The sequence below is a fragment of the Alcanivorax sp. HI0083 genome (assembly GCF_001635175.1).
In genome coordinates this window covers 1-8,857 of record NZ_LWFX01000892.1, presented here as the reverse complement: position 1 = coordinate 8,857, position 8,857 = coordinate 1, and the positions used below count along the sequence as shown (strand labels likewise).

The 8,857-nt window shown below is 58.4% G+C and carries 6 protein-coding genes and 1 pseudogene; 3 read left to right on the top strand and 4 right to left on the bottom strand.

All coding sequences use genetic code 11. The features are described 5' to 3' along the window. From A3754_RS27585 to A3754_RS08570, 3 genes and pseudogenes are all read left to right on the top strand, one after another. Positions 1–324: pseudogene (locus A3754_RS27585) on the top strand (hypothetical protein); the annotation flags it as partial. Positions 325–401: 77 nt separating this feature from the next. After that, complete coding sequence (locus A3754_RS08575) at positions 402–743, top strand: 4a-hydroxytetrahydrobiopterin dehydratase (protein ID WP_063519331.1); 342 nt, start codon at positions 402–404, stop codon at positions 741–743. Between the two features lie 104 nt (positions 744–847). Beyond that, a complete protein-coding gene (locus tag A3754_RS08570) occupies positions 848–1,306 on the top strand; it encodes a YiiD C-terminal domain-containing protein (protein ID WP_063519330.1) in 459 nt (152 codons plus the stop codon). Between the two features lie 261 nt (positions 1,307–1,567). Here the strand turns inward: A3754_RS08570 and A3754_RS08565 are convergent, their stop codons facing one another. The 4 genes from A3754_RS08565 to gltB form a co-directional block, all read right to left on the bottom strand. Beyond that, positions 1,568–2,347, bottom strand: coding sequence for a pilin (locus A3754_RS08565; RefSeq protein WP_063519329.1), 780 nt, complete (start codon positions 2,345–2,347; stop codon positions 1,568–1,570). A gap of 128 nt (positions 2,348–2,475) precedes the next feature. Next, on the bottom strand, positions 2,476–3,537 hold the full coding sequence (gene hemE / locus A3754_RS08560) for a uroporphyrinogen decarboxylase (protein WP_063519328.1): 1,062 nt from the start codon (positions 3,535–3,537) through the stop codon (positions 2,476–2,478). Positions 3,538–3,698: 161 nt separating this feature from the next. Further along, on the bottom strand, positions 3,699–5,120 hold the full coding sequence (locus tag A3754_RS08555; RefSeq protein WP_063519327.1) for an FAD-dependent oxidoreductase: 1,422 nt from the start codon (positions 5,118–5,120) through the stop codon (positions 3,699–3,701). A gap of 11 nt (positions 5,121–5,131) precedes the next feature. After that, positions 5,132–8,857: glutamate synthase large subunit (gltB, locus tag A3754_RS08550; RefSeq protein WP_063519326.1), on the bottom strand; the 3,726-nt coding region annotated here is incomplete at its 5' end.

The window sequence follows — 8,857 nt, the reverse complement described above, 5'->3', positions numbered from 1 at the left end:
GACCCGAAGGCGCTGTTCGCCATCATCGGCATCAATGTCGATGCGGCCAAGGTGAAGGATGATGAGGTGGAAAGCGGCACCTACTACTACGGCTTTATGCTGTTCAAGCGTGGCGACCTGATCTACGTACTGCAACATCGCCAGCCGGTGTTGATGCCGGAAAAAATGAAGGCCGTGCTGCTTAATCTGGCCGACGGGATGGAAATTCCCGGCCGGGTGCGTGACGACACCGACATGGAAAAGCTGCGGCGCATTCTGAAAAAGATGGCCCCCGGCGGCACCAACGGTGACCCGGTGCGTTTGTGCGAACCCGCACAGGGCTGAATTGATAATGGCTGGTGGATCACTGACAATCAGAACAAGCGAGTCTGTCATCCACTAGCCAGATTGGATTGATTGCCATGAGCACCCTCAACACACAACAATGCGAGGCCTGCCGCGCCGATTCTCCCCTGGTCAGTGACCAGGACCGCAAAGAACTCCATCCGCAAGTACCCGACTGGATGCTGGTGGAAGAAGACGGCGTCGAGAAACTGCAACGGCACTTCAGCTTCAAGAACTTCGTCCAGGCACTGGATTTCACCCATCGGGTCGGCGATCTGGCGGAACAGGAAGGCCACCACCCCGCCATTCTTACCGAATACGGCAAGGTCACCGTCACCTGGTGGACCCACAAGATTCAGGGGCTGCACCGCAACGATTTTATCTGCGCTGCCAAGACGGACGCGCTCCTGCAAAACTGATTTTGCCTTACCCCTGACCATTTTCATCAACGTGCTGAACAAAACGGTTTGTGGGCATCCTCAGCGGCTTTGCTAGCATCACCGGCAACTGAGGAGATAACAGCATGGCCCTGAGCGAAGAACAGAAAACCATTATCAAAACAGCCAGCGACAAGACCTTTCCGTTTGTGGAACGCTGCGAAGTGCAGACACTGGAAGTGGAGCGCGGCTACTGCAAGATGCTGATGCCACTCAAGCCCAATCTTAACCACGTTGGCATCATGTACGCTGGTGCGCTCTACACCATTGCCGAGCTGCCTGGTGGCACCATCTACCTGACTTCATTCGACACCAAACGCTTCTATCCCATCGTCAAGGATATGTCGATTCGCTTCCGCCGCCCGGCCACCACCGACGTCACCGTGGAAGTCACCCTCAGCGAAGAGGAAATCTCCCGCATCGAGAGCACCACCGAAGAAACAGGAAAATGTGATTTCGAATGGGATGTGGAAATCAAGGATGCCAATGGCGAAGTGGTTGCCATTACCCACAACGTCTATCAGCTGAGAAAGATCGGCAGTTAAAAGCGGCGAGCGACAAGCTTCAAGCGGCAACGCGGGCTGGGATGGTACCACACTGTGATCGTCTTGCCCGCGAAAGATCAGTTGAAAGTTCAAAGTGAAAAGTTGGAAAGGAAAATCCAGGGAACTTTTCCGGCCACCCCTCTCCATTTTCGTAGCTCGTAGCTCGTAGCTCGTAGCTCGTAGCTCGTAGCTCGTAGCTCGTAGCTCGTAGCTCGTAGCTCGTAGCTCGTAGCTCGTAGCTCGTAGCTCGTAGCTCGTAGCTCACTCAGCGTAGGTACAAAACCCCTGCGGCCCCAGGTTCACCGTGGTAGAGCACTCCCACTCAATACGCTGCATGCCCCCTTCCACCGGCCAGGTGGTTAGCTGATGGCCATCCAGACGGCCCGCCAGCTCCAGTTTCAACATGCCACCATCCAGTAGATACGCCCGCTTTATGCGTTTGCCGGTCACCTGCTCCTGGGCCACCCCCATATCCGTCAGGCTGTCTGGCCAGGTGCCACCGGACAGATAGTATTCCGTCATATGCATGCGCAAGGCATTGACCGTGCTGAAGGTCTGGGCCAGTTCGGAACGATCCCGGCTGCTGCTGAATAACTCCCAGGTTTTCGGGTCAATCCCAGGCGGCGGCGCATCCCTGGGTTCACTGGGTGATGCCGGGGTTTCAGGAATGGCGACACGCCGGGCAAGGGCATCGATGTCCCCTTCGTAGCGGGCGCGCAGGGAGCAGCGACTGCCCGTCCAGCGTTGCCCCTGCAGGGACGGCGTCTCGCTTTGCAGCTGGCTCAGGTAAGCGTCCCGGAGCAATGATTCCGGCCTGTCCTGTTTCTTGTAGGCCTGCTGGCGCTGCCGATATTCATCGGTGGCCGCGATCACACTGAGCAGGCTGACGTGAAGCTCTTCAGTCATCAACTGTAGGGCACGACCACAGACTTGCTGCTCGGTTTCTCCCTGCCCGGCCCGTTCCACCTTGGCCAGGGCCAGTGACATGGCCATGACCGGCGCCCCCAGCACCAGTAACATAGCCGCAATAACAATACGCATCCCTTCCCCCCTTTGCTTCCCTTACAAACCTGTCTAGCAAGACCAAGCAACCCCGAAGCAGCACCAGCATGGCGACGCGCTATTTTTGTTTTTAGCGTCCGCCGTCATGCGTCTGGCATCCAGCGTTTCTATTTCTGGCTCAACTCCACCACCGCCTCAATAAAGACCCTGGCGTGCTCCGGATCCACCTGCGGTGTAATACCATGCCCCAGATTAAAAATATGCCCGGGATGATCACCAAAATCATCGAGGATACGTTTTACTTCAGCCCGGATCGCCTCAGGCGACGCGTAAAGCACGGCCGGATCCATGTTGCCCTGCAGGGCGACCTTGTCCCCCACGCGCCGACGCGCGTCTCCAATATTGATAGTCCAGTCCAGCCCCAGTGCATCACAGCCGGTGGCCGCCATGGATTCGAGCCACAAGCCGCCGTTCTTGGTAAACAGGATAACGGGCACCTTCCGGCCCTCGTTGTCACGGATCAGGCCGTCCACAATCTGCTGCATGTAACGCAGGGAGAATTCTTTATAGGCTTCTGCCGACAGCGCTCCGCCCCAGGTATCAAAAATCTGTACAACCTGGGCGCCATGACGAATTTGCGCGTTCAGGTAAGACGTCACTGACTGGGCCAGCTTGTTCAGCAGGGCATGGGCCACGTCAGGCTGACTGTAGACCATGGCCTTGAGATGGCGGAAATCCTTGCTGGAGCCGCCTTCCACCATGTAGGTGGCCAGCGTCCAGGGGCTACCGGAAAAGCCGATCAGAGGAACGCGGCCGTTCAGGGCTCCACGAATGGTGCTCACCGCCTTCATCACGTAACCCAGATCGGTTTCCGCATCGGGAATCGGCAAGGCGGCCACATCCGCCTCAGTGCGCACCACCTTCCTGAATTTCGGCCCTTCCCCGGTTTCGAAGTACAAACCCAGCCCCATGGCATCGGGGATGGTCAGGATGTCGGAGAACAGGATCGCCGCGTCCAGCGGGTAACGCTCCAGCGGCTGCAGCGTCACTTCACAGGCCAGATCCGCATTCCTGCACAGATCCATGAAGGACCCGGCATGTTCACGGGCAGCCCGGTATTCCGGCAGATAGCGACCCGCCTGGCGCATCATCCAGATGGGGGTGCGGTCTACCGACTCACGGTTCAAGGCACGGAGGAAGCGATCGTTTTGCAGGGGAGCGAAAGTCATTGTCAGTCCTAAATCCTGGCGGGACGCCCTATGCCTGAGGCCGGACGCTCAACCCGCTTCTGATAGCATTGCGGCTCCGCAAAGAGTCTCTGCGGAGCCGCAACATTTCTGGCACTACTGTTTTAAAGCGTCTGACGTCAGGCGTCCAGCCTTAGGCGTGATTAAACATCCAGGTAATCAAGGATCCCTTTGGCCGCTTCACGGCCTTCCCAGATGGCCGTCACCACCAAGTCGGAACCACGCACCATGTCACCACCGGCAAAGATCTTCTCATTGCTGGTCTGGAACGGGAATGCCTGCTCCTCGATCGCCATAACGCGGCCGGAATCATCGGTGTTGATGCTCTTCGCATCAAACCAGTCCGCCGGGCTGGGGCGGAAGCCGAACGCCACGATCACCGCATCCGCCGGCAGAATTTCTTCACTGCCCGGGATCGGCTCAGGGCGGCGGCGACCATTGTTATCCGCCTCACCCAGCCGGGTTTCCACTACCTTGACGCCAACAACCTTGCCATCTTCACCCACCACTTCAATGGGCTGACGATTGAACAGGAATTGCACGCCCTCTTCCTTGGCATTGGCCACTTCCTTGCGCGAACCCGGCATGTTTTCTTCATCACGACGGTAGGCACAGCTGACACTTTCCGCCTGCTGGCGGATAGAGGTGCGGTTGCAGTCCATGGCGGTATCACCACCACCCAGCACCACCACACGCTTGCCCTGCATATTGATGAAGTCGGCTTCGTCTTTTTCAAAGCCCAGGTTACGGTTGGCATTGGAAATCAGGAACGGCAGCGCTTCAAACACGCCGTCCAGCTCTTCACCCGGGAAGCCGCCTTTCATGTAGGTATAAGTACCCATACCCATGAAGACCGCATCGTATTCGTCGAGCAGCTCATCGATGGTGATATCCTTGCCCACTTCTACGCCCAGGCGGAATTCCACACCCATGCCTTCAAACACTTCACGGCGCTTGGCCATGACCGGTTTTTCCAGCTTGAACTCGGGAATGCCGAAGGTGAGCAGGCCGCCAATTTCTTCATAGCGGTCGAACACTACCGGCTTCACACCGCTACGTACCAGCACATCAGCACAGCCAATGCCGGCAGGGCCTGCACCGATCACCGCCACTTTCTTGTCGGTCCACACCACCTTGGACATGTCTGGGCGCCAGCCCATGGCCAGCGCCGTATCGGTGATGTACTTCTCGGTGGCACCAATGGTCACTGCACCAAAACCGTCGTTCAGGGTACAAGCCCCTTCACACAGACGATCCTGAGGACATACCCGGCCACAGACTTCCGGCAGGGAGTTGGTCTGGTGACTCAGCTCCACCGCTTCCAACAGGTTGCCTTCGCTGATCAGCTTCAACCAGTTGGGAATGTAGTTATGGACCGGACACTTCCATTCACAGTACGGGTTACCGCAATGCAGGCAGCGGTGTGCCTGATGCTCTACTTCCCGGGTTTCAAACGGGTAGTAAATTTCTTCGTACTTGTGTTTGCGGTCTTCAATGTCCTTTTTCTTCGGATCGTGCCGGGGCACGTCGAGAAACTGGAAATTATTGCTCAAACGTTCAGCCATGGTATCCCCCGTTATGCCGGATTGGCGCGCGTGCTCTGCAGCAGGTTTTCCAGGCTTGCGGCCTTGGGCTTAACCAGCCAGAACTTGCGGCTCATGGCATCAAAGTTGTCCAGAATGTACTGGCCCCATTCGCTACCAGTCTCTTCCACGTAATCTGCGATTACGCCGCGCAGGTGACTGCGGTGAGACTCGGTGGCTTCGGAACTGATGCGATGCAATTCGATCAGCTCCGGGTTGATGCGGTCGAAGAAATCATTGTCTTCGTCCAGAACGAAGGCGAAACCGCCGGTCATGCCCGCACCAAAGTTGTGGCCAGTGCGGCCCAGCACGGTGATGGAGCCACCGGTCATGTATTCGCAGCAGTGATCGCCAGCGCCTTCCACGATGGCGTGTGCCCCGGAGTTACGCACCCCGAAACGCTCGCCCGCGGTGCCGGCAGCGTACAGCTTGCCGCCGGTGGCACCGTAGAGGCAGGTATTGCCGATGATGGCGGTTTCCTGGCTCTTGAACGGGCTGCCATTGGGCGGACGAATCACCAGCTTGCCGCCGGCCATGCCTTTGCCCACGTAGTCGTTGGCGTCGCCTTCAATATACATATGCAGGCCGCCGGCGTTGAACACACCGAAGCTCTGCCCGGCGGTACCGGTAAAGCGAACCTTGATCGGCGCGGTCTCCATGCCCAGATTGCCGTGCTGCTTGGCAATCTCACCGGACACACGGGCGCCCACGGAGCGATCACAGTTGGTGATCTCGTAATGGAACGAGCCACCAGATTTACTCTCGATGGCGGTGCCCATGTCAGCCACCATCTTCTGGCTCAGCACAGCCTTGTCGAACGGCTCGTTGCGGGTCACCTGACAATGGGTGGGCTTGTCTGCCGGCACCAGGTCATTGCGCAGAATCGGGGTCAGGTCCAGCTTGCCCTGGCGCGCGGTTTCGCCTTCCAGCACTTTCAGCAGGTCGGTACGGCCGATCAGCTCGGGGATGCTCTTCACACCCAGCAGCGCCAGCAATTCACGCACTTCCTGAGCCACAAAGGTGAAGTAGTTGATCAGCAGTTCCGGCGCACCAATGAAGTGCTCCTTGCGCAGATCTTCACGCTGGGTAGCCACACCGGTAGCGCAGTTGTTCAGGTGACAGATCCGCAGGTACTTACAGCCCAGCACGATCATCGGCACGGTACCGAAACCGAAGGACTCGGCCCCCAGAATCGCCGCCTTGATCACGTCCAGGCCGGTCTTCAGACCGCCGTCTGTCTGCAGGCGAATCTTGTCGCGCAGGTCGTTACCCCGCAGCGCCTGATGCGCTTCCGCCAGGCCCAGCTCCCAGGGGGAACCGGCGTAGCGGATGGAGGTCAGCGGGCTCGCCGCGGTGCCACCGTCGTAACCGGAAATAGTGATCAGATCCGCGTAGGCTTTCGCGACACCGGACGCCACCGTACCGACACCGGGTTCGGACACCAGCTTCACAGACACCTGCGCATCCGGGTTGACCTGCTTGAGATCAAAGATCAGCTGGGACAGATCCTCAATGGAGTAGATGTCATGGTGCGGCGGCGGTGAAATCAGAGTAACACCGGGCACGGAATGGCGCAGGCGCGCAATCAGCGCATTCACCTTGCCACCGGGCAGCTGGCCACCTTCACCGGGCTTGGCGCCCTGAGCCACCTTGATCTGCAGCACTTCGGCGTTGACCAGATAATGCGGGGTCACACCGAAACGGCCAGAGGCGATCTGCTTGATCTTGGACACACGCTCGGTGCCATAACGGGCCGGGTCTTCCCCGCCCTCGCCTGAATTGGAACGGCCACCCAGACGGTTCATTGCCGTGGCAATGGCTTCGTGGGCTTCCGGGCTCAACGCCCCCAGAGACATACCAGCGGAATCGAAGCGCAGCAGGATATTTTCCAGCGGCTCCACTTGATCCACGTCGATGGCGTCCACGTCATCGCGCAGGGCAAACAGATCACGCAGGGTCGCCACCGGACGCTTGTTAACCAGCTCGGCGTACTCTTTGTACGCGTCGTAGTCGCTGTCCTGGGTGGCGCGGTGCAGGGCGTAGATCACGTCCGGATTGAAGGCGTGATATTCCTTGCCGTGGATATACTTGAGGATGCCGCCCGCATCGATGGGCTTGCGTTGCTTCCAGGCATCCTTGGCCAGGTTTTGCTGGTCTTCCTGGAAATCCTCGAAGCCCGCACCTTGAATCCGGCTGGGAACACCTCGGAAACACAACTCTACCACTTCGCTGTTGATGCCGATGGCTTCAAACAGCTGGGCACCCCGGTAGGAGGTAATGGTGGAGATCCCCATCTTGGAGAGAATCTTCATCAGGCCCTTGTTGATGCCTTTACGGAAGTTCTTTTGCAGCTCCACCGCATCGCCCAGCAATTCGCCGGAACGCACCATGTCAGCGATCACGTCATAGGCCAGATACGGATACACTGCGGTGGCACCGAAACCGAACAGCACAGCAAAGTGATGGGAATCACGCACCGTGGCGGTTTCCACGATGATGTTGGCGTCGGAGCGCAGACCTTGTTCGGTCAGGTAATGATGCACCGCCCCCGTAGCCATCAAGGCATGGATGGTGAGCTTGTCCTGGGCAATGCCATGGTCACTCAGCACCAAAATCACATTGCCATCGCGTACCGCCGTTTCCGCTTGCTGACACAGATCCAGCACCGCCTGCTTGAGGCCGATCTCGGCGTCATAGTGCAGGCTCAGCTTGGCCGTCTGATAACCCGGACGCTCGATGTTGATCAGGTTGGTGAACTTGGAGTGCGACAGCACCGGGGTAGAAAGAATCGCCCGGTCGGCATGGTCCGCAGTCTCTTCGAACACATTACGCTCGGCGCCCACACAGGTTTCCAGGCTCATTACGATGGCTTCGCGCAGCGGATCGATGGGCGGGTTGGTGACCTGGGCAAACTGCTGGCGGAAGTAGTCGAACAGGGAACGCTCGCGACGGGAGAGTACCGCCATAGGCGTATCATCGCCCATGGAGCCGGTGGCTTCCTGGCCGGATTCTGCCAACGGGCGCAGCACCTGATCACGCTCTTCAAAGCTGATCTGGAAGAATTTCTGGTAGCTGAGCAGATCCTGCGGGTCCACCTCATCGGTACGCCCCACTTCGTGGTCGTAGTCCGCTTCGATGCGCAGCGCGTTGCTTTTCAGCCAGTCACGGTAGGGGTGACGCACTTTCAGACGGTTATCGATGTCCTTGGTGTGCAGCACCTCGCCGGTTTCGGTGTCGATAGCCAGAATCTGGCCTGGCCCAACACGGCCCTTGGCCACCACGTCTTCCGGCTTGTAGCTGTAAACGCCGATTTCCGAGGCCAGGGTAATAAAGCCATTCTTGGTAACCACCCAGCGGGCCGGGCGCAGACCGTTGCGGTCGAGCATACAGACAGCGTAACGGCCGTCCGTCATTACCAGGCCGGCAGGGCCATCCCAGGGCTCCATGTGCATGGAGTTATATTCGTAGAAGGCACGCAGATCCGCATCCATGGTTTCCACGTTCTGCCAGGCAGGCGGAATCATCATGCGCACGGCACGGAACAGGTCCATGCCCCCGGCCAGCAGAATTTCCAGCATGTTATCCATGCTGGAAGAATCCGAACCGGTGCGGTTAACCAGCGGGCTCAGTTCTTCCAGGCCCGGCAGCAACTCATTCTCGAACTTGTTTTCCCGAGCCAGTGCCCAGTTCCGGTTACCCTGCACGGTGTTAATCTCACC

Bases quoted from the DNA above. Each gene is read 5' to 3' on its own strand.
- A3754_RS08565 (WP_063519329.1), bottom strand. From the start codon at position 2,347: ATGCGTATTGTTATTGCGGCTATGTTACTGGTGCTGGGGGCGCCGGTC.
- hemE (WP_063519328.1), bottom strand. From the start codon at position 3,537: ATGACTTTCGCTCCCCTGCAAAACGATCGCTTCCTCCGTGCCTTGAAC.
- A3754_RS08570 (WP_063519330.1), top strand. From the start codon at position 848: ATGGCCCTGAGCGAAGAACAGAAAACCATTATCAAAACAGCCAGCGAC.
- A3754_RS08575 (WP_063519331.1), top strand. From the start codon at position 402: ATGAGCACCCTCAACACACAACAATGCGAGGCCTGCCGCGCCGATTCT.
- A3754_RS08555 (WP_063519327.1), bottom strand. From the start codon at position 5,120: ATGGCTGAACGTTTGAGCAATAATTTCCAGTTTCTCGACGTGCCCCGG.